Here is a 223-nt window from a genome sequence, read left to right on the forward strand (position 1 = left end):
CAAGCCCGTGCCGGGCTTCTCCAACGAGGATCTGAAGGGCCGCGTCACCATCGTGAACGTGTTCGCTTCCTGGTGCGCCCCCTGCCGCCAGGAGCACCCGCTCCTCGTGGAACTGGCCAGGGACCCGTCCGTGCGGCTGGTGGGCATCAACCAGAGGGACAATCCCGACAACGCCCGCCGCTTCCTCGGCGCGCTCGGCAACCCATACTCTGCGGTCGGGGTC

General features: G+C 68.6%; 1 protein-coding gene. It reads left to right on the top strand.

Annotated elements, in window-relative coordinates; all coding sequences use genetic code 11:
* Nucleotides 1-223 (top strand): redoxin family protein (locus E4K09_RS24130; protein ID WP_134500197.1); only part of this gene is annotated, 223 nt, incomplete at both ends.

This window comes from Microvirga pakistanensis (genome assembly GCF_004458765.1).
Lineage (GTDB): Bacteria > Pseudomonadota > Alphaproteobacteria > Rhizobiales > Beijerinckiaceae > Microvirga > Microvirga pakistanensis.